The sequence below is a fragment of the Streptococcus hongkongensis genome (genome assembly GCF_053206145.1).
Window position 1 is genome coordinate 1 of record NZ_JBRUGD010000012.1, and the last position, 23510, is coordinate 23510.

23 protein-coding genes and 1 pseudogene are annotated in these 23510 nt (G+C 35.7%); all 24 read right to left on the bottom strand.

Going from position 1 to position 23510, the window contains the following annotated elements:
* Window positions 1-163, bottom strand: a 163-nt coding sequence (locus ACVRZD_RS07910) for a BMC domain-containing protein (RefSeq protein WP_447450426.1), incomplete at its 3' end; no start/stop codon positions are given.
* Between the two features lie 35 nt (window positions 164-198).
* Window positions 199-474 carry an ethanolamine utilization microcompartment protein EutM gene (gene eutM, locus ACVRZD_RS07915; protein ID WP_037625278.1) on the bottom strand — a complete coding sequence of 92 codons (276 nt, stop codon included), beginning with the start codon at window positions 472-474 and terminating at the stop codon, window positions 199-201.
* A gap of 21 nt (window positions 475-495) precedes the next feature.
* Entirely contained in the window at window positions 496-1197 is a 702-nt protein-coding gene (locus tag ACVRZD_RS07920) for a phosphate propanoyltransferase (RefSeq protein ID WP_037625275.1), read from the bottom strand.
* A 10-nt stretch (window positions 1198-1207) separates the two neighbouring features.
* On the bottom strand, window positions 1208-2881 hold the full coding sequence (locus ACVRZD_RS07925; RefSeq protein ID WP_037625273.1) for an acetaldehyde dehydrogenase (acetylating): 1674 nt from the start codon (window positions 2879-2881) through the stop codon (window positions 1208-1210).
* A 327-nt stretch (window positions 2882-3208) separates the two neighbouring features.
* Window positions 3209-3472, bottom strand: a pseudogene (locus ACVRZD_RS07930) (BMC domain-containing protein); the annotation flags it as partial.
* A 16-nt stretch (window positions 3473-3488) separates the two neighbouring features.
* Entirely contained in the window at window positions 3489-4124 is a 636-nt protein-coding gene (locus ACVRZD_RS07935; RefSeq protein ID WP_037625270.1) for a EutQ-related cupin domain-containing protein, read from the bottom strand.
* A gap of 45 nt (window positions 4125-4169) precedes the next feature.
* Window positions 4170-4466 (bottom strand): EutN/CcmL family microcompartment protein, encoded by a 297-nt coding sequence (locus ACVRZD_RS07940; RefSeq protein ID WP_037625268.1) that lies wholly within the window; start codon window positions 4464-4466, stop codon window positions 4170-4172.
* A gap of 12 nt (window positions 4467-4478) precedes the next feature.
* Window positions 4479-5321, bottom strand: coding sequence for an ethanolamine utilization protein EutJ (gene eutJ / locus ACVRZD_RS07945; RefSeq protein ID WP_037625266.1), 843 nt, complete (start codon window positions 5319-5321; stop codon window positions 4479-4481).
* Window positions 5299-5937, bottom strand: coding sequence for a hypothetical protein (locus ACVRZD_RS07950; RefSeq protein ID WP_037625264.1), 639 nt, complete (start codon window positions 5935-5937; stop codon window positions 5299-5301). Before ACVRZD_RS07950 ends, eutJ begins: the two co-directional genes overlap by 23 nt.
* A 25-nt stretch (window positions 5938-5962) precedes the next feature.
* Window positions 5963-7093, bottom strand: coding sequence for a 1-propanol dehydrogenase PduQ (locus tag ACVRZD_RS07955; RefSeq protein ID WP_037625261.1), 1131 nt, complete (start codon window positions 7091-7093; stop codon window positions 5963-5965).
* 12 nt (window positions 7094-7105) lie between these two features.
* Window positions 7106-7534: a EutP/PduV family microcompartment system protein gene (locus ACVRZD_RS07960; RefSeq protein ID WP_037625259.1), complete on the bottom strand. Its 429-nt coding sequence runs from the start codon at window positions 7532-7534 to the stop codon at window positions 7106-7108.
* Complete coding sequence (locus ACVRZD_RS07965; RefSeq protein WP_037625257.1) at window positions 7531-7881, bottom strand: BMC domain-containing protein; 351 nt, start codon at window positions 7879-7881, stop codon at window positions 7531-7533. The genes ACVRZD_RS07960 and ACVRZD_RS07965 overlap by 4 nt, the downstream gene beginning before the upstream one ends.
* 18 nt (window positions 7882-7899) lie before the next feature.
* A complete protein-coding gene (gene cutD / locus ACVRZD_RS07970; protein ID WP_037625255.1) occupies window positions 7900-8889 on the bottom strand; it encodes a choline TMA-lyase-activating enzyme in 990 nt (329 codons plus the stop codon).
* A 63-nt stretch (window positions 8890-8952) separates the two neighbouring features.
* Window positions 8953-11499 (bottom strand): choline trimethylamine-lyase, encoded by a 2547-nt coding sequence (gene cutC, locus ACVRZD_RS07975; RefSeq protein WP_037625253.1) that lies wholly within the window; start codon window positions 11497-11499, stop codon window positions 8953-8955.
* Window positions 11500-11568: 69 nt separating this feature from the next.
* A complete protein-coding gene (locus tag ACVRZD_RS07980) occupies window positions 11569-12912 on the bottom strand; it encodes an aldehyde dehydrogenase family protein (RefSeq protein ID WP_037625252.1) in 1344 nt (447 codons plus the stop codon).
* A 15-nt stretch (window positions 12913-12927) separates the two neighbouring features.
* On the bottom strand, window positions 12928-13245 hold the full coding sequence (locus ACVRZD_RS07985; RefSeq protein WP_037625249.1) for a BMC domain-containing protein: 318 nt from the start codon (window positions 13243-13245) through the stop codon (window positions 12928-12930).
* 14 nt (window positions 13246-13259) lie between these two features.
* Window positions 13260-13556 carry a BMC domain-containing protein gene (locus ACVRZD_RS07990; protein ID WP_037625247.1) on the bottom strand — a complete coding sequence of 99 codons (297 nt, stop codon included), beginning with the start codon at window positions 13554-13556 and terminating at the stop codon, window positions 13260-13262.
* 17 nt (window positions 13557-13573) lie between these two features.
* On the bottom strand, window positions 13574-13855 hold the full coding sequence (locus tag ACVRZD_RS07995) for a helix-turn-helix domain-containing protein (RefSeq protein WP_037625245.1): 282 nt from the start codon (window positions 13853-13855) through the stop codon (window positions 13574-13576).
* A gap of 136 nt (window positions 13856-13991) precedes the next feature.
* Window positions 13992-14270, bottom strand: coding sequence for an ethanolamine utilization microcompartment protein EutM (eutM, locus tag ACVRZD_RS08000; protein ID WP_037625243.1), 279 nt, complete (start codon window positions 14268-14270; stop codon window positions 13992-13994).
* A 592-nt stretch (window positions 14271-14862) separates the two neighbouring features.
* A complete protein-coding gene (locus ACVRZD_RS08005; protein ID WP_037625241.1) occupies window positions 14863-15750 on the bottom strand; it encodes a MerR family transcriptional regulator in 888 nt (295 codons plus the stop codon).
* 856 nt (window positions 15751-16606) lie between these two features.
* A complete protein-coding gene (locus ACVRZD_RS08010; RefSeq protein WP_155274936.1) occupies window positions 16607-20284 on the bottom strand; it encodes a S8 family serine peptidase in 3678 nt (1225 codons plus the stop codon).
* 239 nt (window positions 20285-20523) lie between these two features.
* Window positions 20524-21132 carry a VTT domain-containing protein gene (locus ACVRZD_RS08015; protein WP_037625326.1) on the bottom strand — a complete coding sequence of 203 codons (609 nt, stop codon included), beginning with the start codon at window positions 21130-21132 and terminating at the stop codon, window positions 20524-20526.
* A gap of 189 nt (window positions 21133-21321) precedes the next feature.
* Complete coding sequence (locus ACVRZD_RS08020; RefSeq protein WP_037625239.1) at window positions 21322-22203, bottom strand: shikimate dehydrogenase; 882 nt, start codon at window positions 22201-22203, stop codon at window positions 21322-21324.
* 17 nt (window positions 22204-22220) lie between these two features.
* Window positions 22221-23450, bottom strand: a complete 1230-nt coding sequence (locus tag ACVRZD_RS08025; RefSeq protein ID WP_037625237.1) for an MFS transporter — start codon at window positions 23448-23450, stop codon at window positions 22221-22223.
* Window positions 23451-23510 lie beyond the last annotated feature (60 nt).

Consider the following 23510-nt stretch of genomic DNA (forward strand, 5'->3'; position numbering starts at 1 on the left):
TGACAGCACCAACATCTCCGCGAACTAGAACAGTTACTAAACCACCACCAACATGTTCTTTACCAATCAAGGTAACATTGGCTGCTTTTACCATGGCATCTGCTGCTTCTATTGAGCCTACTAGCCCCTTTGTTTCAATCATTCCTAATGCTTCTGAAGTCATAATCTAATCCTCTTTCTTTACTGTCAAGATAACTCTTATTTATTTGGTAGAATTGTTTCCACTTCACCATGAGGACGTGGAATAACATGAACTGATACTAGTTCACCAATTCGTTGTGCAGCTGCCGCGCCGGCATCTGTTGCGGCTTTGACTGCACCGACATCTCCGCGAACTAGAACAGTTACTAAACCGCCACCGACGTGTTCTTTACCAATCAAGGTAACATTGGCAGCTTTTACCATAGCATCTGCTGCTTCGATTGAGCCTACTAGCCCTTTTGTTTCAATCATGCCTAATGCTTCTGAATTCATTTTCTATCTCCTTTAAAATAGTTATTTGATAAGTCTTAGCCTATCTTTACCTGTAACACCCATTGCATTAGCCTCTTCTGTATCCAAATGACATTCAAGACTAAAGGTATTTTTGACACGAACTGTGACGTTTTTTAATAGACCACCACGGTCACCTGGTAGTTCTAGGGACACTTCTTGATTGTTTGTCACACCATAATTCTTAGCGTCCTCTGGTGACATATGGATATGCCGCTTGGCAACAATACAACCTTTTTCTAATTGAATAGAGCCTGTTGGTCCAATGACTGTACAACCAGGCGTATTCTCAATATCCCCTGATAAACGTAATGGTGCTTTGACACCTAATTTAAAACAATCTGTTGCTGTAATTTCAACTTGTGTTTCATCTCTTACTGGTCCCAAAATGCGAACTTTTTCAATAACACCTTTTGGTCCAGCAAGCGTAACACATTCTTGAAGAGCATATTGACCAGGCTGAGATAAATCTTTCAATTTTTGAAAAGGATACCCCTTACCAAATAGGTAATCAGCATCATTTTGAGATAGGTGAATATGATGATTAGAAACACCAAGTGGAATTGAGTATCCATCTCGATCTACTTGTTGCAAATCATGAGTAGTAACTATGCTAGTGTCACCTAATGGCTTAGCATCTGAGGAAGCAGAACCACCTAGTTGGTCGATCACTTTATAAAATAAACTTTCTAAATCTTCGTCCATCTTTTTCCTCTTATTTCTGTTTTAATGATGATAAAATTTCACGAACAATTGCTTCATTGTCTACAGTATTTTCAGTTTCTACTGTTCCTGTCATTGGTTTTTTAACATCTGCTGCTTGACTTTGATGAGATTCAAAAGCCGCTTGAATAGATTGAGGCGTTTGGTTTAGAAAATTTTTTTCTTTTTGCTGACAAGTCTGACTGACCTGTTCATGGTGAACCGATGCTGATGAAACTGCAGATACTTGTTCATCACTCACATGTGATGAACGTGTTTTCGGTAAATTTTGGAAAACAAAATCTTCACTAGCTAAGGTTGTCACATCTTTAAGACCATAGGCTACTGTCTTCACATTTATCAAATGTTTTGGGCCCAAATTTTCTGAAACAGAGCTACCTCCGGATGTCCCACAACCAAGAGTAAATGCTGCTGGTAAACCAGTTGATAAGCCTGTACCACCTTGACTGCCACCTGTATTAACTAAAATACGAGATGCTGGTTTAGTAGAGAATCGGAAAATCATTTTAGGATCTTCTGTATGTAAACTCATAGTATGCCCAATCCCATTTTGTAAAAGTTTAATACTTAATGCACATGCTTCTTCCCAGTCATTAACAACATAAAAACCTAAAACAGTGGTTAATTTCTCAAACGATAAGGGATTACCTTGTCCTACACCAGCTTGCGGACCAACTAAAACCTTAGTATCACTTGGAACTGTCAAACCAACCGCTTTAGCAATATAGGTGGCTGGCTTACCTACAAATTTCGGACTCATTGATGGGTTACAGCCCTTAGAATTACCTCTAAAAAGAACATGGCAGACTTTATCAGTTTCCTCTTTGGTCATAAAATAACAACCTTGAGCTTTCAATTCAGCAATAACTTTATCTTTATTGCTTTCTTCACAAATAATTGCCTGTTCAGATGCACAAATAGTACCATTATCAAATGTTTTAGAGGCTAGAATATTAGCAATGGCCTTTTTAACATTAGCTGTTCTTTCTATGTAAGCAGGAGAATTCCCAGCTCCGACACCAATAGCCGGCTTACCACTACTATAAGCAGCTTTAACCATACCAGGACCACCAGTTGCAATAATGAGTGATATATCTTTAGCATGCATCAGTTCATTGGTTGCTTCTAAAGATGGATTCATCACACAAGAAATAGTATGTTCCGGAGCACCCGCTTCAATAGCAGCCTTACGAACCAATTCAGCTGCTTCAACACTACAGTGTTTAGCTGATGGATGTGGCGCAAATACAATAGCATTGCGTGATTTAATAGCAATCATAGCTTTAAAAATAATCGTCGAAGTGGGGTTTGTTGATGGTGTTATTCCTAACACTAGACCAACTGGCTCAGCCACACTAAAGAGTTTATTTTTGTCATCAAAATCAATAATCCCTGACGTTTTTTGGTCTTTTATTTCATCATATAATAACTTGGCAGCAGCATAATTTTTATAAGCTTTATCAGCAACTTTACCAAAGCCTGTTTCTTCAACAGCTAATTCTGCCAAGTAATAGGCATTTGCTTCTACTGCTTTAACAATATTTTGTAAAATAGCATCAATTTCTTGATCGGTGAATAATGCGATTTTATCTGCTGCTTTTTTACCATTTCTAACAAGATTTCGCGCTTCCTGAATGGAACATAAATCAAGGTCAATTGTATTCATTCTTTCCTCCTTTTTCTTTTCTTACTCATTTTTCTTTGATTTATAGTCGGTCACTAACAAGTCAATCATATCTCTTCGAACCATTTTTGATAATGTTTCAATTGGTACATGTACATCGTCATTAGCTGCAACAAGACTTCTTAAGTCATCTGCTTTGTTTTTTTCTAACTGCCTTTTAAACTCTTTCAAGGGCAATTTCTGAAGATCAGTCAATAGATTTTTTGATTCTTCATTTTGTAAGAATTGTTGCTCAAATTTTTCTTCTGCCGCAATTCGAACATTTGATTCCTTTTTTAGATAACTCTCATCAGTTGTTTCCACTATTTCTTCAGGATAAAGCTGAAGCAATTGGCAATCTGGTCGTGGAATTACATGAACCGATACCAGTTCACCAATTCCTTGTGCAGCTGCCGCGCCGGCATCAGTTGCTGCTTTAACAGCACCGACATCCCCGCGAATAAGAACTGTAACTAAGCCGCTACCAACATATTCTTTTCTAATCAAAGCGACATTTGCGGCCTTAACCATGGCATCTGCTGCTTCTATTGAGCCAATTAAACCTTTTGTTTCAATCATACCTATCGCATTCATCGCATCCTCACCTCGTTTACATCAAGTCAGACCAGTTCGCAGGGAATGTAGTATAAAAGATTTTGGCATGATCTGGAGATCCCCAAACCACATCTGACCCTTTAGGGACATAAAGAACATCTCCAGCACGACCAACATAAGTTTGGCCATCAATTTCAACAGATACCGTTCCAGAAATCACATAATCAATTTCTTCGTATGGGAGTTTCCAAGCAAAGTTAGAATGATCAATTGATAAGAAACCAGCACTCATTTTTGATTCATCCTTACTTACTAATTCCTGATAAGTTACCTTATCATCAGGATTTCCGGTGTCAAATTCGTCCATCCTTACAGTGCCTCCTTTGACAACTTTCAAGCCATTGTGATGGGCAACACATCGATAAGGTAAAGAAGGTTTGTCTTCTTTATCTACTGTATTTAAGAGCGTTTTTAACAATGAGAGTAGATCATCTGAGCTCATCTCATTGCCTTTTTTAAAATTGATATTGGCTTTTTCACATTTTGGACAATCCACTTCAAAAGAAATACCATACTTTTTAGCTTCATCTTTAGCGGCTGGTGTGATAATGGTATTTGCTTCAATTAGGCAAGTTGATTGGCCATTCTCGTAGCATTCCAATACATCTTTTGCAACAATTAATTTTGCCATTTTTTCTCCTTATTCCAGATTCATGAAAGTCAAAAAACATTCGCTTTATGAAAATCTTTCTTTTTTCCCATTTTGTTTTTTAACATCATCATAATTTTCATCAATGATTCCGACAACCGCAGCATCTACGGGCATCCGATCATCACCCATCATGCGACGTGCTGCAGAGCCTGTTGTGATAATAACACGATCACCAATACCAGCTCCGATTATATCAACGACGACGATAAGTTCTCCCGCTTTACTGCCACCTTTCACTTCCGCTAGTAACAATTTAGAACCATTTAGTGCTTCCGATTTTCTAGTCGCCCAAATGGTATCGACTAATTCAGCAACTAACATATTATCTCCTTTTTAATAGATGACTGTCTGACTACAATTCATTGCTATTCCAATTGGTGTGACAAACATCGGATTTTGTGGCTTAACCGTTTTTATTCCAGTTTCTTTTTGAATAATGGTCTCAATTCCTGTCAAACAACTACTACCACCAACTAAATAAATAACATCTATATCATGACCAAGTATATGGCGGTTAATAATTGAAGCAATCTTTTCCACAACCGGTTTTAAAACACCGATTAATTCCTGATGATTTTCAGGATTTCGTTTATAAGCATCAGCAACCTCAAACTCAAGATGATAAGCTCCAGCTACAACAAGTGTGAAATGGATTCCTCCTGTTGCTTCATCAACAGAAGATACCACTTCGCCACCTTTAAAAATTGAAATACCCGTAGTTCCTCCACCAATGTCAACAATAGCCCCATTTTCCAACCCAACAATTGCATTAGCTGCAGTTGGTTCGTCTAACAGAGCCGTTAGCTCAAAACCAGCACCTTGCACCACATTTTTAATAGCACCTGAATCCAGTTTATTTGTTCCTGGGGGAATAGCTGCCGCAGCATATAAAAGTTCTGTCTCTAACTTTTGTTCCAAACTTTCTTTTAATTCACGAACAATTTGGATGGCTCCAATATAATCCACGACCATCCCGTCACGAATAACACTTGCTGGTTTATGAGCTCCTGCAACGATATTTTTATCTTCATCTAAAACAACTAAAACAATATAAGCAGTTCCCAAGTCGACGCCAGTCAAGTAAACTGAACTTTTTCTTTTAATGGCTTGTTTTTCAACCGTTTCAAAATCCTTCACATAGTGATCACAACTTTTAGGTAATCTCTCTTGTTTCATCCGTATCCTCCTTGCTTAGATTCAGGTAATAGGCGATCAATTGTCCTAACCGTTGACCAACCATTTCAAGTGCTTTAGATGGATTATTTTCTAAATAGGCTTCTGTTTGAAAGTAAAGGGGATAAAGTCGAGATAGTATCTTACCTTTATCCATTTGTAAAAACAAAGAGACCGTTGAAAGATTGTTTACTAGGTAGACACTGTCAACATAGTCTGAAGAAGTATCAATTTTTAAAGATGGTAAAGAGAGATTGTCACTCGCTTCTATGGTTCCCAAATGGTGTTCAAGAATAGCTAACTCTTGGGCTAAACTAAGATCAACTGATACTAAATCAGATGCCACTTTTAAAAACTCACATCGTAAAAGATAAATTTGGTTGTCCTTTAAAGCATGTGATAAATGACTTACTTGTAACCTATTTTTAGAATTCACAGCTTTTAAAAACGAGTTTTTCTTCTTTTCAAGTGGATTATTATTATCAAAAATAGTGATTTTACGATCCATCAAAAATGTTTTAGCACCTGGTGTTAATCTTGTATTTGTTTCAATTGTGAAAGTCTCAAAAGGAAAATCATGATACTTAAGACGTAAATCATCTTCTGTTAGAAATTTCATCCTTTTCTTCTTTCTTTTTTCGTATTTATAATCCACGTAAAATTGTTTCTAAGTTATCACTAGTTACAGAGCGTGGATTAGTTGGAGTGCAAGCGTCATCTACTGCGTGCTTTGCCATTTCAGGAATCATTTTGTCAAATTCAGTTCGATCAATACCTAATTCCTCTAAGGAATTTGGAATACCAAGCTGTTTCGAGAGTCGTTTAATAGCTGTTATCAATGCCATAACACCTTGTTTTGGTGTTGACCCATTTATATCCAACAATTGAGCAACTTGATTGTAACGACTTGTCACTTCTGTTTCATTAGTTTCATCAAGACTAGCATTGAAGGAAATAACATAAGGCAATAGAAAAGCATTGATGCGGCCATGTGGTACATGAAAGAAGGCAGCAATGGCATGTGACAAACTATGACAAATTCCCAGACCTGCATTGTTAAAGGCTATACCAGCAATAGATGAGGCATTATGCATTTTTTCACGTCCCAATTGATTGCTTCCTTCTTTATAAGCTATTGGAAGGAAATGCCAGGTCAACTTAATCCCTTTTTCTGCACAAGCATCTGAAAAATCACTAGCTTGATTAGAAACATAAGCCTCCAAACAATGTGTCAATACATCCATCCCTGCGTCAGCAGTCACTTTTGGAGGCACAGTCATTGTAAATGACGCGTCTAAAACTGCAATATCTGGAACCATTGACTGATCAACCAAAGCAATTTTTTCATTATGTTTTGGATCAGAAATAACAGCAAAGGATGTGTTCTCGCTTCCAGAACCGCTGGTTGTAGGAATAGCAATCATCTGTGGTTTTGCTACTTTTTCAGATTCAGTATAAACACGAATCACAGCTTTGGCTGAATCCATTGCTGAACCGCCACCTAAAGCAATGACTGTATCTGGTTTAAACTGCTTAATTTCAATAATACTTTGCGCAATCACCTCAACAGTTGGATCTGGAACAACTTTTGAAAATACCAAGGTTTCAGCACCAGCATCCGTTAAGCTTTCCAAAACCTTATCTACCATGTGGCTTTGTTCCATAAATGGATCACAGATAATGTAAGCTTTTTTGATTGGTAATTTAGAAATTTCTTTTGTAGACCCCTTACCAAAAATAAACTTCGGTCCTACATTAAATTCTTGTACTTTCATTGATTACCTTCTTTAATTTTTTATTTTTTCTAATAAATTCTTATAATCCTCATTAGTAGTTAGTTTTATACAAAAGACTTCATTTAAGCCAGCTTCTTTCAATTCTTTATGACAATTTTCAATTTTTTGCAATGAGTCTTTTTCTTTTTGAATAACTATCCCAATAGCTGGTATCCGGAAGGCTTTTGCAAAATTTGGTGAATAAACTCTGAATTCACAATCTGAAGGAAGCAACATCATGATACAACTGGCATTCTGTTGCATTGCAATAATATGGTTAGTCATCCAAGGACTCCTAAGATAAGAACTCGGTACAACAATTGTTTGATCATAATAAACAATGGCATCAACCCGTTTTATCTCTTTTTTGCCTTCAATCACTTCAACAAATTTGAGTTTATCAGTATCCTCTGGACAAATGACTAGGATTCGTTTCTTCATGATTTTGTCAATCCAACAGTTGAAAAGCCCAAGTTATCATCAAAGTAATCTAAGATGCTTTGTAAAGCTGTTTCAACACTCTGAACATCGCCACTAAACATCACGGAACCCGTAAATCGATCAACAAAGCAAATATCTACATTAGCTGCTTTTCCTGCTATATCGGCAGCAATGATTGCTGTTTCATAGGGGGTTAAAGCAAGTATTCCAATGGCACCCTCATTTAAAGCGCCCAAGCTATCGTAGACCGCATCAATAGGAGCTGCAATGACGTGCGCTAAGGTAATTTGTTTACCGGGAACCGATTCTTGGATAATACGATCTATTTTTCTATCATCTTCAAACAAGTCATCTCTCCTTTAGTCTTAATGTTTTACTACGGTCACTGGGAAATCATAAGCTAAAATATAGCTTTCAATTCGATCTAAATCATATTGACTCAAGGATGGGTCACCTTTGATTTTATATTCCATACCTAATTGATAGTATTTGTTGACACCTAATTTGTGATAGGGTAATAAATCAATTCCTTGGAAATTCGGATAATCCTTATAAGGACGTAGAAATTCAATAATAGCTTTGATTTCTTCTTCACTATCATTAATTTCTTTGAGCATCGGCATCCTGATTTTGACTTGGTGACCAGATTCAATAATTGATTTTAAATTAGTTAAAATACGTTCATTCCCAACGCCTGTCAGTTCATTATGCCGTTTTGAATCCATATGCTTCATGTCAAATAAAAAGAGATCTGTAAACTCGGCAGCTGCCATAACAACTTTATTTGGTACATGTCCTGCTGTTTCTACAGCAGTATTTAAGCCATCTTGTTTACAAGCCTGCAATAATGCAATTGCTCCCTCTGGTTGTGCTAAACATTCACCACCAGATAAGGTTACACCGCCTCCAGACATCTCGTAAAAGGCATCATCTTCATGGATAATCGCCATTAATTCTGAAATGCTTTTTGACTGTCCAGCAATCGTAAGAGCACCTTCAGGACAGCCTTCTACATCCTCTTTACTTAGAAGTCTTTTTTTATATTTTCTAATATCAATCGGATGTTCTTTATTAGCATAGTCAAATGCCTGTGGTGCCTCTGGATTTGTATAAGAAAAGCATATTTTTCCAAGTGGACATGTTTCAGCACATGAATTATAGGGCTTACATAAGCTTTCTTTATACATCATGTTGCTACCAAATTCCAAGCCCTCTGGATTAGCACACCATTTACATCGCATTGGACATCCCTTAAAGAATACAATTGTCCGAATTCCAGGTCCATCATAGAGGTTGTATTTTTGAACATTAAAGACATTGATCTGAATGTCATTTTTCTTTCTTGTTACTACCACTATTTTCTCCTAATCCATCTTGTCTAGTCTCATTCCTTTTGAAACTAGACAAGATTCATTTTTTTAAATTTTTGTTAGGACAGTTCTTGCAATAATTTCATCTTGAACGTCTTTACATAATTCAACAAAGAATGCACTATAACCAGCAACACGAACGATAAGGTCACGATATTTTTCTGGATGTTTTTGAGCATCAATCAAGATGTCATTATCAAGATAGTTAAATTGCATTTCTCCATTTCCAAGGATACTTGCTGTTCTTAATAGTGTAATTAAGCTTTCTTCACCTTGAGGCGTATCAAGTAATCCGGCCATAATCTTGAAATTATGGACAAGCCCAATATTCATATTTTCATTGGCCATTTTTGAGACAGATTTAATAATGGCAGTTGGTCCTTTCGTATCCATACCATGATCTGGTGAAATACCATCAGATAGTGGCGTCCATGCACGACGTCCTGATGCAGAGGCACCTGTAATTTGTCCTAACGGTGTATTGTTTGAGATAGATAAAGTTCCGTGACTTAATACAGAATATAAAGTTTTGTATTTACGATGCTCACATTCAGTAAATTCAATAATGTCTGAGGTAAAGTAATCAACATAGTCATCATCATTACCATACTTAGGAACTGCTAAGCAGTCTGCGCGAATTTTATCATAGCCTTCGAAATCAGCAACTAGGGCTTTATTTAATTCTTCAAGGCTATATTTTTTATCTTCAAATACTAATTTTTTAATAGCTGCCATTGAATCGGCGTAATTAGCTAATCCTGACCAAACAACACCAGGACCAAAGTTATACATTGCTCCGCCAGCCTTAACGTCACGACCATTTGTCATAGTTCCTTCATACATCATAGACATTAAAGGTACTGGAACTAAATCTCTTTGAACACGTTGTGAAATAACGGTCATTACTGACGTCCATTTAGTCACATATTTAATTGTTTCCTTAACGGCAGCTTCAAATTGTTCAAATGTTTTGTATTGGTTTAGACCACCCATATCTGGTGTAACAGGTTTGCCATACCAAAGTGGTATCCCATGATTTAAAGTTGTTTCAATTAATATTGGCCATTGCGTATACGCTGTTGATGTCCATTGATAAAGACGACCAGATTTTTGAGGCTCAACACAACCCATTAAACAGTAATCACGCGCATCTTCCATTGAAACGCCTTTGGCCAACATCATTTTGATATGTGTATCATCAAAGTGACAGGCTGGGAATCCAATGCCTGCTCTAACAACGTCAACAATTTTTTTCAAGTATTGACGTGGCGATTTATTGTGAATGCGTGTTGCTAAAGTTGGTTGATAAACTTTGACATGACGAACTGCATCCATAAGGAGATAAGTTAACTCATTTGTTCCATCACGTCCATCACGCGTCACACCACCAACACACATATTAACGAATGGTTGGTAACCAGCAAAGAATTGTGAAGAGCCTTCTGATGTTAACCACATCATTTCTGACATCTTAATAAACATTGATCCAGCTATTTCAAAAGCTTGGAAAGGTGTCATACGGCCTTCTTCGATGTCTCTCTTGTATAGTGGATACATATATTGGTCAACACGTCCAATAGATAGTCCTGTTTGATTTTCTTCACACAGTAATAAATTTTGAATGGTTACAACATATTGCATAGCTTCCCAGAATGTTTCTGGTTTATGTGCAGGAACCTTAGCATTGACTTGTGAAATAGCTTGTAATTCTGCCTTACGTTTTGGATCACTTTCTTTTTCTGCAAGTTGTGCAGCATAATCAGACAGTCGTTGCGCATAAATCATAACACCTTCAGCTGTTAATATTTGTGCTTTATAGAAGTAAATCTTTTCAATATCATCAGGATTACCATAATCAAGTTCATCTAAATGTGCTTGTGCTTCTGCTTTAATATCAAGCATTCCTTTAGTCATACCAACGACATCATAGCCAGGATTAGAATCTCCACCACCTGATGTCGCATGGTAAGAACAATCTGAGACAAATGAATCACCAGATAACTCCCATGCGCCAGCTTCACGGTATTGTGATTCACAAGCTTCATCAACTGATTTCCCTTCCCAATATGGGAAAATTTCTTCTCGTAAAATCTTCTTATTTTCTTCAGACAAGTCATATGGGTCTTGTGGACGCGTTGAAACTGTATCAATTTCATCACGTAACCAACGCCATGAGATATCTGGAGAAAAGGCACCCCAACGAGCTCCACCATTAGGTGCACCAACTAACAATTCGTTGTCTTGAATAATTAAAGGTGCAATCTTACAAAATTCCTTAAAGGCTGTACCGCGTAATACAACTTTAGGCATACCTTCATTGGCTTTTGAAATTTTTGTTAAATTGATGGCACGAATAAGTGAAATAGTTGGTTTAGCTTTCAAATATTGTTTTTTTAAGGCATCTAAACGAGGTGTGATACCATCTGGAACTTCAGTTCCTTCAGGTGCGATAAGTGGACTTGAACTTGTTTTCTTTTCTTCTTTACTAATATCGCTTGATACACTTTGAAATAATTTTTCTAGTGATTTACGTTCACTGTCACTTAATTGTTTTGTAGCTTCTTCTAGTTTAGCTGTAAATTCTTTCATATCCATTTGTGATATTTCCTCTCTGTTAGAAATACAAGCAGTTATTTCTAAAATTCTATCTTCTTATTTGTCTTACTAAAATCCTATCCGCCTTGTATATGTCAGATGCTTTGGTGTGATATTTTCAGAGCAATAACCACGACCAGTTGTCAGTCCACCTAAAATCATTGACGGTGCAAAATTGGAACTTATCCCAATGGCTGAGCAGACAGTTGGGCCATTTACAACCATTCTTCCCACAGTTTTCACTGTCGCAAATTCCTTTATAACTTGCCAATCCTTTGAATGTATTGTCAAGGTATGCCCCATCCTCAATTCTGCCAACAAAGCCATGCATTTTGTGCAAGCAAGCGTCCAATCAGGCTCTAAATACACAATAATAATCGGGCAAAGTAGCTTCTTACTAAAGAAATCTTCTTCTGTGATATAATCTTGGACAGAAACCAATACCTTAGTTGTATCCGGTACTGAAATACCCGCTTTTTGAGCAATCCAGATTGCAGATTTACCAACGTAGTTGTCTAAGACATTTTTTTCAGATTGTCTTAAAAATGCTATTAATGCTTTTGTTTCATCTTCATTCAAGAGATAAGCACCATTATCAACCATTGCTTTTTTAATGGCATTCCGAATCACATTTTCAGTGACCAGAAATTGTTCGGCACCTGGCATTATGCCATTATTGAAACTTCTAGAATAAATCACATCTTTGACAGCTTGCTCAATGTCAGCACTTCTTTCAATGAATACAGGTCCTGATGATTCACCGCCATAAATCTGTGACGTATTTGTCTGATAAGTATCTGAGATAAATTCAGGACAGCCAATATTAATAATCAATGATAACTTATCACTAGCTAGGAGCTCCTTAATCCCTGCATCACAAGTAATTTCTGAGACTGAAATTGCCCCTCTTAAATACCCAATCGTTTCCACTAAGTTGATTAGTTCTTTAATACTTTCAATTGTTACTTTTTTAGATAATTTATTGGCAACAAAGATTAAAGCATTTCCTGATTTCATGGCTAATAATATGGTGTTGACTAGCAGTGTGAAACTAGGATGACTGGGTAATAAAATAGCTACAGTACCAAGCGGTACACCAATCTCAATCACTTTGTCGTTCAAATTTCCATTAATAATTCCGACATATGATTCCTTTTGGTAAGTTTTTTTGAAGCGTTTTATAAAGCTTTCGTAAAGAAATACTTCATCTTTTTCACTACCGTAATTATTACCTGTTACAAAACGATGAATCAATTGACTAGCAGCCTTCTGTACTTCTTCAGTAAAACTATCGCAATACGTATCTAAATCACTCTGTGCAAGATCTTGTAATTGAACAAAAGATGTTTGAGCATTCAGAAGGAGATTCCTCATTTCTTGAATAGAATCTAAATCTTTGTCAATATATCTCATTTACAATACACTTTCTTATTCTTGATTTTCTTCTGGCAATAAAACTGACAATGAATAACGGTCAATAATTTTTTTCAAATCTTCGTGTGGTCCAGGGATTACAACATGGCTATATACTTGGGCATTCATTTTTTCAACAGCCTTAACACCAGCAGCAACTGCTGTTTTACAAGCTTCCGTCTCACCTTGAATGATAACTGAAATATAACCTGAAGCCGTGTTTTCATAACCAATGACATCCACTTCTGAAGCTTTTACCATTGCGTCCGCTGCTTCTAAGACATAAACTAAACCAAAAGTTTCAATGGCTCCAATTGCTTGATATCTTTCCACAATATTCTCCTTTATCAATTATCAATATCATGCACAGACACAATATCCCCAACTGAGGAAATCGGTCTAGGCATCACATTATGAGAAGTTAACTTCCCAATTGCTGCAGCTGCATGGGCACCTGCTTCGACTGATGCTTCAACGGCAGCAACATCTCCAACAACCATTATAGTTACTAATGTTGACCCTACATTTTCGTAAGAAACAAGAGAAACATTACTAGCCTTTAACATTTTGTCACAAGCTTCTAAAGCTGGAACTAATCCAACAGTTTCAACTAAACCGAGAGCTTGTCCACCATGATATCTCATATTAATTACTCCTTTTGCTATTGAAAAACTTTTGCAATATATTTTTGAACAGCGAAGCGACCATCGTCAGTGATTTTGAAATTTATTCGTAATTGCCCCTTGTCGTCCAAATCATAGCTAGCTTGTTCAAGATAGCCATTGCATTCTAAAGACATTAAATGTTCCAAAAACAAGGGCTCAGTAAACTGTTTTTCTTGACCATACTGCCCTTTTAAAGCTTCCATAACTTGGCGAACATCTGCTTCAGGAACTTTATTCATATAGTTCAAAACAGCTGTTCTTGCTGGTAATAAACCCATCTTTATACCTCTATTCTTAATATTTGAAATCCATAAGACTTTTAGTGATTTGGGATAAAATCGAAGTGGCATTTTTTGATGACACCACCCTTATTCTTATACACCCAAACCTTCAAAATCAAATTTTACCGACTCACTATGACTTACTTGGCAAAATCATTTCCACTTCTCCATGAGGACGTGGAATAACATGGACAGATACTAATTCACCAATTCGTTGTGCAGCTGCAGCACCAGCATCTGTTGCTGCTTTAACAGCACCGACATCACCACGAACCAAGACAGTTACTAATCCTCCACCAACAAGTTCTTTGCCGATTAATGTGACATTTGCTGCCTTAACCATAGCATCTGCTGCCTCAATTGAGCCAACAAGTCCTTTTGTTTCAATCATTCCTAAAGCTTCGGAATTCATAAGACGACCTCCATATTATATATTGTTATTGGGATAATACTTTTCAAAAAAGGAATGCATTATCTCAACTAGAATTACTTTGTAATTAAAAAATAAGCTCTACACTCTTTTTATTATGTTTATTTAATATAAAGTAAGTAGGCCACAAAACAATTGTAAGCCCTTCCACAACTGGAAGGTCAATATTATTTTGTGAAAAAATTAATTTTTCACATTTAAAACAAATGATTTGCCGTTTATAAGGGGTTAAGTAGCTACTTATTTGTGAAAGATAAGTAGTTTTAACTGTTAATAACCTGAATTTTGACTATATCTTACAATAATGTAAAATTAACTTAACAAAAAACCTTCCTCTAAGAGAAAGGTTTTGAAAAGTAAGCAAACATTTGGCAGGTATTATTTTTTTATTCGACTCATATCTTCCTGAATCTATCAAGACTCTTCTAGTAAAGCTAGTCACTGAAACCCACTTTGATATAATCCAATAGATTTGCTATAAATTTCACCTTATAGCAAAAACAAAAAGTGAAAGCAATTTGCTTGCCTTCACTTGCTACTACAGGTTATTGAATTATTTACCAAGTTTCAACTCCTACAAATCATTTTGTCCAGTTATTTTTGTAATTTCATCCTTTGTAACAATGGGAATAATGACCTCTGTTACAAATTCATCTAAATTTTGAGTAACCCAATAATCAATGACATGTCGTTCAAAACATTCTTCTTTCAAAGAATAATGGTTTTTATTAGCATACGTAATTAATTTTTGGTAAGTTTCATTAATTGTATCTAGTGATCCAATATGGTAACAACAAAGTGCCATAAAGCCACCAAAAGTAGGATAATCAGCTGATTCTGGAATACAATGTTGCAATATCGTTGCCGATTGACAATTCCCATCAATTTTTTGTTGATGCGAATCATATTTCAAAATTACCGGACCTGATACCTCAAGATGATGTTCTTCTAAATATCTAATCCATTCCAAATTGATAATCGATTCCTTATAGGAATAGGTAAATGGTTGTTTAATATGACAATAACTAGCCTCTTCACTATAATACTTAACACTAACAATTTGACAGGCCGCAAATTGTTTTAATTGTGATTTATTCTGAAGACACATCTCACCTTCAATAATTAATTGTATCCAATCATCAATTGAAGCAAGCGAAATCATTAACCTTTCTCTTTCAGCTTGAATTTCAGCCTTTCGCTGTTTTAGGTAATTATAATGATTTGCGCAACCTTTTAATGAAATTAATTCCTTAATTCTTTTTAAGTTTAAACCAACTTGTTGATAGTATTTTATAACAGGAATTAAAAGCAGAGTTTCATTATCATAAAATCGATAACCATTATCACTACAAGTATATTTGGGTTGAATAAGGCCTAAACTTTCATAGTAACGTAACGTTTTTGCTGAAACCCCACTCATACTCGCTGCACGCCCAATAGAAAACAATCCATCTTCTACCATTCTCTTTCACCTCATATCATATTGTTAGTCTATAGCATTGAAATTCCCAATATTAAAAAAACTACTGACAACTTATTGTTACTGTAATTCATTTTTAGTGATTGTTTTACTTTTATATAACAGATGAATATTTTCATTGTAATCCCTACCATTAGGGTAAGGTCAAGTTGATTTCTTATTGGAGAAAAAACAGAAAAAATAAAATAAGTAGTTTATAAAAATCCCAATCTGTTACTGTTTATAGCAATAATCTTATTTTGTTGCATATTCTTCCTATAGATAGTTACAATAATTTTGTATCAAAAAAAGGCTAATCTGCCATTAAAACATTGCCCTTACGGATAAGTTTTTTTGAAAAATAGTATAACAAATAATGGTTATTTCCTCTTTGTTCAGATTATTTTTATTTAAATCAGTCCTGAAAGAAGTTCTTGTTTTAAAAAAATACTCAAACATAACTAATCGTAAACTTTAAAAAGATTAAAAATGCTTTGATTCAACTATTCATCTAAACTAAAATAGCACAAAAAAACAAAAACTTGAATTCTCTATTTTAGTATATAAAATTATTATTTATAGGACAAGTCTATCTCCTAACTTTTATGCATAAAATTAATTGTCGCTGACAAAAATGAGATAGACTTTCAATGAAATAGCTTTCCTAAAGTAATCCACTTATTTTCTAACTAAAGTGTTAACTAGACTAATGCTGTTATTTTTTGTGTTGGTTCAATTCGGCTTAGGAGGTTTAAATTTAAAATAAAAACAAACCAGTCAATTATCTGAAGTACAGGTAATTAACTGGTTTGCTTATTTCGGTTAAGGTTTTATTTTTATTTATTTACTATCTAAAATGCTATTTTATATCTTTAGTCACTGATGTTTTTCTTTTTTTATTACCCCAAAATAGAGAGACTAGGACTAAGAGTATGCTTGCCACAATCACACCAAATTGTCTGTCTTTATGTCCTGTTTCTGGTAAATTAGACTTTATGTTTGATAGGACTTTGACAGGTTTTTGAGCCAAGTTATTGACCGTGTCTTCCTTCTTGTCATCTGTCAACTCTTTAAGTGGCCGTCCCATTTTTTCCAAAGGGCTATTGACTTTTTTGTCAGCAATAAACTCTTGTAAGGGTTTATGAGCAGATGAATTAGCGTGGTTAGAGTCCATTTCTAATTGCTGCTCTTCTTTTTTGTCTTCTTGCAACTTTTCTTGTTCAGTTTGCTTTGTTTTTGTTGCATTAAGCAAGTCAGTTAGCAAAATACTATTAAAGTTCCCCGCCTTATCTTCAACAACTAAAGTCAATTTATCCAAACTAACTAAAGCAGTCACACTGTTATCATCTGATGTCACTTCTTTAGGAAGTATTATCTGACCATTTTCATTAGCAAAAAAGTACTTCGTAAATTTATAAGTCATACCATCACCCATTTCACTATCTCCCTTTTGATCATAATCAAAAGCGATAAAAGTACGGTAATGCGGAACTAATTTTTTAGAATCTATTTGACCTACCGTCACAATTCCAGTTTTCTCATCATAATGAGCACTTTTAGGTAGATCTGGTGTCTGCGTACTTACCATAACATTAAATTCTTTATGTTGTTCTAGTGCCCCTTCTACAACAGGCGTATAAAGGATACGGTAAGTGTATAGGCCATCTTTAACTTTCTCACCTAGTTGATTTTTACCATTCCAAACTAATTTTTCCATCTTGTGATGACCTTCAGCTTGTGCATAGTTCTTTGAGTAGGTATCTACTTGGTCACTCTTCCAAACAACTTCTCCTTTTTCATTCAAAACAAGAGCATAAATAGTCTTAACATTTCTCAGGAATGTTGCTTGAGGTGTGAGGTAATCAAAATTATTATCTCCATTTGGAGAAATAGCAAAGTAAGGTTTTCCATCTTGATCCAGATCTAATGTAAAGTGTTCTTCTTCGTCAAGACTTTTTGCATATGTTCCCAATACAATATCCTTAGGTAACTCCTCGCTATAAGCACTCTCAAAGGGATCAATTCCCTCTTTTAAAACATTAGCTAAAAACCATGGTGTCACTTGAGTTACTAAAGCAGTATAGTTATTTTTCGTTTTTACTTCTTCCCCAAAACCACCAATTGAACTTTCATAGTCTAATTGATTCTCTAAACCATCTTTTACCGTCTTTTCATAAAAAGTACCATCTTTCATTTGGCTATAGATGGGATCCTCTAGGGCTGGTAAATTCGCAAAATCTCCTCTATATGCAAGGAAGGGGATACTCATTAATTCTTGACTATCCTGACTTCCTTTTTTGAAACGTACAAAACCATCTAAGAAATAGCCGTTTGGCATTTGTTTCAAAAGCTCTTCAGTATAGTCACTAGCATCAATTGTAAGAGTAAGGTCAGTATATGGTCCTGAAACGGTCACTTTTTTCCATTCGCTATCCTTTAAAGACCTCGATTGCAACGCAAATTTCCCCTCTTTAACTTGATCCGTTAAAAGATTGGTTTGATAGTAAAGTTCACTCTTTGTTTGTTTCAGATTATGAATTCTGACTACAAATGTAAGCAAATCTGTTACTTTACCAAGATTTACTTTTGCTTGATTATCCTCAGACGTTAGATAATATTCCGCCTTGAAGGCTTTGTCTGCATCAATAGCCCCAGCTCCTTGTTGACGAGGAGAGTAATATGCTTTTGCTTCAGGATTGAATAAGGTTCTTGCAGAACTCATCACAATATGTTTCGTCAACTCCAATTGTTTTTCAGGTGATAAGTTAAGACTTGCATACTTATTAGCCAATTGGGCCTGTAACATGGCCATTATCCCGGAAACATGAGGAGTGGACATACTTGTACCAGATAATGTTTCGTATGTATCTTTAGAAATGGTTGATAAAATTTCAAAACCAGGTGCTACAATATCTGGTTTTATTTGTCCTTCTGCATTTAATCCCCAACTTGATTCTACCATCATACGGTCGCCCCCTGCATTGTCAATTACTTCAAATTTATGAGGAAAACGAATCTGACTATTGTTAGCTTCTACTAATTTTTGGCCATCTACAAAACTAATAAAGCCTAGTGGGACATCTGTATAGGGAATTAACATGTTACTTTGGTGTTCTCGATTATTTGCAACCAGTATACCACTTGCACCAATTTTTTTTAGTCGCTCAAGTGTAGGTCTAAAATCAGCTAATCCTACAGATCCTGTCCGTTTTATTAAAGCAATTTTCCCATTGAGATCTTGCCCTACCAAATCTTGCTCACTACCAGTATTTACAAATACAATGTTATACTCTTTATCTTTATCGAAAGCTTTTGATGATAATAAAGGAAGCTTCCACTCTTTTCCATCAGAATTAACACTGGCTACTTGACTAACTGATTTTTTGGAGTCGTAACCACCTACACTTAAAATATCATTGGAAATAGCAGGACTACTAATCTGACCAAAATCAGGATTTTTGGAATATGGATTGTCAAATCCTTTCCCAAAAGCACCATCATTTCCCACTGCCGCAACTAATAGAACGCCATGTTCTTTAGCTAATTGAATGGCTTCCTTCACATCTGAATGTAACGCTAGCCATGAATCTGCTGACCGACCAAAGCTCATATTAACTGTTTTAGCACCTAATCGTACAGAGTCCTTAATAGCATTTGCATATGCCTTTGCAAATTTATCTTTATTATTAGTAGTGTTTTTTGCTAAGGGAGAAACTCGCATCAACATAAGTTGAGCATTAGGTGCCATACCATTTACAAAGAAGTTATTGTAAGCTATTTTTTCACTATTTGCTGCAACAATTCCCGCTACGTGAGTTCCGTGATTAATATGTTCAATTTCCTTTGGATTAATAGCTGATTTATCAATTGGCCCCAAAATGTTAATTTGATTACTATAATCGTAAGCAAATACAATTTTATCATTTATCCATTGCCCATAATCAATGTTTTCTTTCTCTTTGAGTTTTTCAAATCCCTCTTTTTGAACAGCGAGTTTAGATGAATCTGTTCCTTTGTCTAGTTTAAACGCAGAATGATAGATATCAAAACCAACATCAATGACTGAAACGAGTGTTCCCAAACCATTTTTTGTTTCTTTTTGTAACTCTTTAACCTTTGTTGGGTCATTGAGTGCAAGAAGCGAGTTTTCTATGCCAGTAACTTCTTTTTTATATGCTTCTGGAAGATCTGAATAGTCTTTGGATTTAGTTTGCACTTGTCTCGAAGGTTTCTCTTCAAAACTGCCCAAGTCATCACCAATACTGCCTAACTTATCTGAATCTGAAGCAACTGGTGATTCTTCTAAATGATTGCTCACTTCTCTTTCAGTGGTTTGATTCGCATCTGTTAAGTCGCTTTGTTGTGAATGTGTTGTTTGCAAATTTGACTCCGACAATGAGTCACTTCCTTTTTGTATCACTTCCGAAGGATAATCTAAAGGGTCGTCTGCTCTAACCGTTCCTGTATACAATAAAAGAACACTTGCAGCAACAAGTGATATTCCAAATTTTCCATATTTTATGTGATTCTTATTCACGAAAAATCCTCCATTTTAATCATTACTATTATCATAAAATAATTAAGCACCTCTTATCAATTCAATTTTGTTAACGCGATGCAAATTATTGAATTAAAATAAAGATACAATAACTTTATGCTGTTTTAATAATTCCCTTAACTGATTGATATATAGTCTTTTGTCCCATCAAATGAGTTCAAAAGTTTGATTTTCGTGATTTAAAAGAATAATAAAAAAGAGGGCAACCTCTTTTTTTGCTATGCTTTATTGATTTGGCGTTTGATGACCATGAAAATAATCGGAAGTACTGAGACGAAGACGATAGCTAACATAATCAACTCAAAGTGAGCTTTGACAAATGGTATACTGCCAAAGAAGAAGCCAGATAAAATACCAATGATGACCCAAGATAAACCTCCAATGCAGTTAAAGATGAAAAATTTCTTGGGATCCATTTTACCTATTCCTGAGATAAACGGAATAAAAGTTCTAACAATAGGAACAAAACGGCCTAAAGAAATAGCAATATTACCATACTTTTGGAAGAAATGCTCTGTCTCAGTAATATGACTATCCTTAATAAATTTCCCAAAGAAGGGAACTTTTCTCAAAGCCAAGCCATATTTTCTACCTAAAGTATAATTCACAAAATCTCCCAATATTGCTGCAATAGCAAGAATAATGAGAAAAGGAATTGGATTATAAGCACTTTTTGCAATAAAAGCCCCAGTCATAAAAAGCAGAGAATCTCCTGGTAAAAAGGGAAAGAAAACCAAGCCCGTTTCTACAAAAATAATTAAGAAAATGATCAGAAAGGCATAAATCCCATACTGAGTTAAAATCAAGTTAATAAAATTGGTAAACATAAGCATCCTTTTATTTGTATTTTTTAAATAGTCAACAGTAATAAGCATATCAGAAAAAAAGAATAAATGCCATAGCATTTATTCTTTAGTGATGCTATAACAAAAAGTTTAACCTAGGATGCTTAAAATAAACTGATCGTTTGATTTGTATAGCCAGAGGATATAATGCTTAAGAAAATGAGTTCTGACTTAATTGTCGCAAAAGAGCAAGTCACGGATATAATCAACTGGCATATCTTCGCCAGTAAATAACTTGAAGGCTTCTGCTCCTTGATAGAGCATCATGCCCAATCCATTGATAGCTTTTTTAGCACCATGTTTTTTGGCAAACTTGAGTAATTCAGTCTCAGCAGGGCTATAAACGACATCAAAAACAACTAAATCAGGCCGGATCACTTGCGGATCAGTTATCAAGCTTTGCTTCTCCAATGGTTTCATCCCAACGCCAGTTGCATCAATATAAATACTTGATTTCGCGATAGATTCCTTAAAAGCTACTTGATCTGCTATATCACTAAGTGTGACCTTGGTTTGAGTCATTTGATTAATCTTGTCAACCGTTTTATCCGCATTAGCAAAGAACTGATCTTGTTGGTTGAAGATATGCACTTCTTTTGCGCCATCAAGTCCTAGTTGCACAGCAATGGCAGTTCCTGCCCCGCCTGCTCCTGCCAAGGTAATGATTTGATCCTTGATGTCAACACCTTCTTCTGCTAGGGCACGAACTGCCCCCGTTCCATCCGTAATGTAGCCAACAAGATGACCTTTTCCGTCTTTATTCACAACTGTATTAACAGCACCAACTAGCTCAGCTGCTGGCGACAGTTCATCCAAATAGGGAATAATGGTCTGTTTGTTTGGCATGGAAACATTGGAGCCTCGAATCCCTAATGCTCGAATACCCGCCACAGCATCTTCAAGTTCAGCATTATCAACTTCAAAAGCCAGATAGGCATAATCTAAGCCAAGTTTAGCAAAGGATTCATTATGCATTTTTGGAGATAAACTGTGACGGATAGGATTGGCAATCAACGAAATCAATAAAGTGTGACCGGATAAACGTTCTGACATGATCGGACCCTTTCTTTTTATAAGTTGTTAATAGCTGCGCTACTATGAAAAACCTTGTTGTAGCGATAAGAAACAATTATTTGAACCAAGCTTCCTAAAATAGCCAAAGCGGCTAATAAAACGAAAACTAACTCAATGTTCTTTTCTGCAAGAATCCCCGTAAGATATGGAATTGCCATAACAGAAAGCGAGGTTGCTAATGAGTAATAGCTGGTAATCCGACCCCTGTGATTTGGGAAAAATTCAAGAAGGACAACCAGTCCAAGTTGCCAAATCCCACCTGCTGCAAAAAAGCCAATGGCAACTGTTGCTAAAATCAAGGTTATCATATTTGGTAAGACTAACATGGTAATTAAGGCTAGAGCAGTCAAGGTTGTACAAGTAATGATGAAGTGAACAACATTAACTCCCTTTTTGATAATAGCCGAGGTTAAAAAGACAGAGGTAAAGGAACATATGCTATAAAGACTGACAAACATCAAACTATTCGTTTTAGACACTCCAACTATTTGATCTGCAAAAGTTGGCACCCAAATGATAAAAATATTAAATAAGGAAACTGAGACCAGTGAGAATACAAGGAGACAAATACCTTCTATGGCAAACTTAGCTCCATTAGCTGAGACAGTCACGTGCTCTTTAGAATTTGATGCCGGCAAGCTATTAGCTTTTTCGCCACTAGACATTGCAGGAAATGGTAGACGCGCTAAAAAGAGACAATTCACAAGAAGTAGACCAGCCGAGACTAAGAAGGTCCAGCCAAAGAATAAATGCTGTTTAATTAGAAAACTGGTGATAATAGGGAGTAAAAATTGCCCCATTGAGATAAAGGACTTGTTTAGGACACTTAAGGCCCCATTATTTTGATGACTCTCTGAAGCCTCAACCACAGTGGGATAGGTCGCTGTATCTAAAAATGAATTGCCAATTCCTGCAAAAATGGCAAAGACAAATGCTAAAAGATATGACGGAGAAAAGACGAGTCCTAAGTAAAAAATGACATAGGAGAGAGCCCCTAAAATAACAGCTTTACGTCTGCCTAAGGCATCAGATAAGAGACCTGCTAAATTGATACTTAAAATCCGACCAAATCCAACAGCACTGATGACTAAAGTAATTTGACTAATTGACGAATGCCATCTGTCTTGGAATAAGCTCATGTTTTGGGAAATGATAATTGTTGCAATACCTTGAAAAATATAATTGACATATAATGAGCCAATTGTCGGTAAGAATTTATTTTTCATGGATACTCCTTTATTAATTTTATTTTAAATTGCCATTGTATGATGTCAATACAATCCATC

What these genes read in the sequence shown, in the direction of transcription:
- ACVRZD_RS07990 (WP_037625247.1), bottom strand. Translation starts at nt 13,556, where the DNA reads ATGAGATATCATGGTGGACAAGCTCTCGGTTTAGTTGAAACTGTTGGA.
- ACVRZD_RS07920 (WP_037625275.1), bottom strand. Translation starts at nt 1,197, where the DNA reads ATGGACGAAGATTTAGAAAGTTTATTTTATAAAGTGATCGACCAACTA.
- ACVRZD_RS07980 (WP_037625252.1), bottom strand. Translation starts at nt 12,912, where the DNA reads ATGAGATATATTGACAAAGATTTAGATTCTATTCAAGAAATGAGGAAT.
- eutM (WP_037625243.1), bottom strand. Translation starts at nt 14,270, where the DNA reads ATGAATTCCGAAGCTTTAGGAATGATTGAAACAAAAGGACTTGTTGGC.
- ACVRZD_RS08020 (WP_037625239.1), bottom strand. Translation starts at nt 22,203, where the DNA reads ATGTCAGAACGTTTATCCGGTCACACTTTATTGATTTCGTTGATTGCC.
- ACVRZD_RS07960 (WP_037625259.1), bottom strand. Translation starts at nt 7,534, where the DNA reads ATGAAGAAACGAATCCTAGTCATTTGTCCAGAGGATACTGATAAACTC.
- eutM (WP_037625278.1), bottom strand. Translation starts at nt 474, where the DNA reads ATGAATTCAGAAGCATTAGGCATGATTGAAACAAAAGGGCTAGTAGGC.
- ACVRZD_RS08005 (WP_037625241.1), bottom strand. Translation starts at nt 15,750, where the DNA reads ATGGTAGAAGATGGATTGTTTTCTATTGGGCGTGCAGCGAGTATGAGT.
- ACVRZD_RS07935 (WP_037625270.1), bottom strand. Translation starts at nt 4,124, where the DNA reads ATGGCAAAATTAATTGTTGCAAAAGATGTATTGGAATGCTACGAGAAT.
- ACVRZD_RS08025 (WP_037625237.1), bottom strand. Translation starts at nt 23,450, where the DNA reads ATGAAAAATAAATTCTTACCGACAATTGGCTCATTATATGTCAATTAT.
- eutJ (WP_037625266.1), bottom strand. Translation starts at nt 5,321, where the DNA reads ATGAAACAAGAGAGATTACCTAAAAGTTGTGATCACTATGTGAAGGAT.
- ACVRZD_RS07950 (WP_037625264.1), bottom strand. Translation starts at nt 5,937, where the DNA reads ATGAAATTTCTAACAGAAGATGATTTACGTCTTAAGTATCATGATTTT.
- ACVRZD_RS08015 (WP_037625326.1), bottom strand. Translation starts at nt 21,132, where the DNA reads ATGTTTACCAATTTTATTAACTTGATTTTAACTCAGTATGGGATTTAT.
- ACVRZD_RS07925 (WP_037625273.1), bottom strand. Translation starts at nt 2,881, where the DNA reads ATGAATACAATTGACCTTGATTTATGTTCCATTCAGGAAGCGCGAAAT.
- ACVRZD_RS07955 (WP_037625261.1), bottom strand. Translation starts at nt 7,093, where the DNA reads ATGAAAGTACAAGAATTTAATGTAGGACCGAAGTTTATTTTTGGTAAG.
- cutC (WP_037625253.1), bottom strand. Translation starts at nt 11,499, where the DNA reads ATGGATATGAAAGAATTTACAGCTAAACTAGAAGAAGCTACAAAACAA.
- ACVRZD_RS07940 (WP_037625268.1), bottom strand. Translation starts at nt 4,466, where the DNA reads ATGTTAGTTGCTGAATTAGTCGATACCATTTGGGCGACTAGAAAATCG.
- ACVRZD_RS07995 (WP_037625245.1), bottom strand. Translation starts at nt 13,855, where the DNA reads ATGGGTTTATTACCAGCAAGAACAGCTGTTTTGAACTATATGAATAAA.